The sequence below is a fragment of the Hydrotalea sandarakina genome (assembly GCF_003254115.1).
Lineage (GTDB): Bacteria > Bacteroidota > Bacteroidia > Chitinophagales > Chitinophagaceae > Hydrotalea > Hydrotalea sandarakina.
The window spans coordinates 1-2,402 of record NZ_QKZV01000022.1 but is presented as its reverse complement, the minus strand read 5'-3'; the positions used below and the strand labels follow the sequence as shown (position 1 = coordinate 2,402).

3 protein-coding genes are annotated in these 2,402 nt (G+C 35.9%); all 3 read right to left on the bottom strand.

The features are described from left to right. Nucleotides 1–251: 251 nt before the first annotated feature. The 3 genes from LX80_RS14285 to LX80_RS14275 are packed head-to-tail and all read right to left on the bottom strand — an operon-like array spanning nucleotide 252 to nucleotide 1,924. Nucleotides 252–623: a DoxX family protein gene (locus tag LX80_RS14285; RefSeq protein ID WP_111297322.1), complete on the bottom strand. Its 372-nt coding sequence runs from the start codon at nucleotides 621–623 to the stop codon at nucleotides 252–254. A 3-nt stretch (nucleotides 624–626) separates the two neighbouring features. Next, nucleotides 627–1,601 (bottom strand): SRPBCC domain-containing protein, encoded by a 975-nt coding sequence (locus LX80_RS14280; RefSeq protein WP_111297321.1) that lies wholly within the window; start codon nucleotides 1,599–1,601, stop codon nucleotides 627–629. Further along, the gene (locus LX80_RS14275) at nucleotides 1,598–1,924 is read right to left on the bottom strand and encodes an ArsR/SmtB family transcription factor (protein ID WP_111297320.1); all 327 of its coding nucleotides are present in this window, start codon (nucleotides 1,922–1,924) and stop codon (nucleotides 1,598–1,600) included. The genes LX80_RS14280 and LX80_RS14275 overlap by 4 nt, the downstream gene beginning before the upstream one ends. Nucleotides 1,925–2,402: the final 478 nt, after the last annotated feature.

The following is a 2,402-nucleotide window of genomic DNA, read 5'->3' as shown; positions in this document are numbered from 1 at the left end:
TAGTCGTTTGTTTTGCCATTTTACAATGTGTAATAATTTATATTTTTTGTCAGTCTTTGAATGTTGGAATTTTCGTTCTACAATGACCGCTAACGGTTTCGGGCTTTGCGTTCGGGCGGGTTTCGGAGCACAAAACTTCAATTTATTACTAAAGTTTAATAGAAGCACAAAGCTCCAAGTTTGCACGTCAGCCCGCCTGACGCAAAACCCGTGTTGGCGGTTCGTTGTTCTTTCATATTGGTTTTCAAAGTCTAAGAGTTTACTGTCAACCGTTTGTGATGGAAGTAATATGACCCTAAAATTACTCCTAAAATGATTGTTGGAAATATGGTATATGTCAATGGATTTCCAACAGCAATTTGTGAGTAAGTTGCACCAATAACATCAAACACAAGTCCTGCATATGCCCATTCTTTTAGTCTTGGAAAATTAGGAGTAAAGATTGCTATTAATGCTAAAATTCGTGCAACACCTAAAAAGGGCGAAAGGTAAGCAGGATAGCCAAGAGAAGTAATTATTTCAATTGATTGTGGGTTTCCCATCAGTTCCATTATTGAGCCGTAACCCAAACTTGGGATTAACAAACCTGTAAAAACCCAATAGAAAATATTTAATCGTTTCATTGCTTATTTCTCTTGATAGTTTATCATCCAATTGATTCCAAATTTGTCTGTAAAACTTCCGTAATACGCACCCCAAAACATATCTTGGATTGGCATTTCTACTTTACCATCAATAGATAGTTCATTAAACAATCTTTCGGCTTCTTCCCTTGAAGCAGGTTCAAGTTGGATGTGCATATTATTTCCTTGTGTCAGAGTAAATCCCATTTCTTTGGGTGCGTCAGTCCCCATTAAAATGTGTCCGCCAAGAATTGGAAGTTCAATATGCAAGACCATTTTTTTTACCGGTTCTGCAATTGGTGGATGATTTGGGTCAGCAGGAAGGTCTCCAAAGCGTTTGATTCCATTTATAAAATCTGTTTTAAAAACGGATTTGTAGAAATTGAATGCTTCTTCAGTGTTACCCTGAAAATTTACATAAGTTGATACTCTTGCCATATTGTTTGTTTTATTTTGTTTACGAAGTTTAAATTGTGTTTCAATGTATTGGTCAAGGTTTTCCATTGCCACTGTAAAGCCTTCTTTAAAACCCATTTCAATGATCTTTTCTAAGTCAGCCAAACTGTTGTACTTGGCTGTTATGGTTACTAGGGTTTTTTCTCCATTTTCATTGAACTCATTTGTCCATTGAGTTCTCGGCATTTCTTGATTTACAATTCCGTTTTCGTCACAAAAAGCGTCTAAACCTGAAAACATAGACTGATGAACAATTTTGATGTAATCAATTTTACACCAATGACATTCTTGCTGGTTTTTAATTTCGGTATTATACATTTCGTAAAGCCACATTCCACCTTCTCTAAAATCCATTGACTTTGTTCTTGTCTGATAGGGTTTAGGTGCCCACCATTGGTCAAGAATTTTAGGATTTGTCCACGATTCCCAAACCAATTCAAGGTTTGCAGCAAACTCTCGTTTCACGTTTACGGTGTTATTCTCCTTGTTTACTATGAAGTCAAATTTTAAGTTTGGTTTCATTTTCTTTTTGATTTTAATTGTTCTAAAACGGTATCCAATTGGTCAAAACGTTTGACAAGCATTTGCTTAAACTGTTCCAACCATTTTTCTATGTCTTTCATTTTGTCGGCATTTAAATGGTAGTGAATTTCTCTACCTTGTTGCTCCTGTTTTAATATTTCGCATTCTGTGAGAATTTGCAAATGCTTTGAAACCGCTTGCCTGCTTGAATTAAAATATTTAGCAATTGCATTTGGAGTCATTGCACCAACAGTTAAAAGTAAAATAATTGCTCGTCTTGTTGGGTCTGCTATTGCTTGAAAAGCATCTCGTCTTGTTTCCATTGTATAATTATATGCTACTAAGTGGTTGCAAATATATGTGCAATTATTTAATTGCTCAAATATTTCTTTGATTTTTTTGTCTGGATGATTCTAATGAAGAAAGGTATTGTCTTTGAGCAGGGTGTCTGTTACAATGACCGCCAACGTTCGAGGCTTTGTGCAGTTGGGGAATTGACCAACTGTCCGCCCGGAACTGAAGCTAAATTTATAACTAAAAGTCGAAGTTTAGAACTACTGCCCAACAGAATTACGTCCGCCGAATATAAAGCTTGGATATGCACTGCCGATGATTGTTTCAACGTCCTGCCCCAATTGCACAAAACCTTTTGTTACCAGCAGTATTGCTATTTGTCAAGTTCAAAATACTTCTTAATAACAAAGCCTGTATCGTCCTAAAAATAGTTGACAGTTTTTTTGATTTAATCCTACGACAGGTTTACGATTTGTTTTTAGTCCTGCCATTGGTTTACTATTCAAA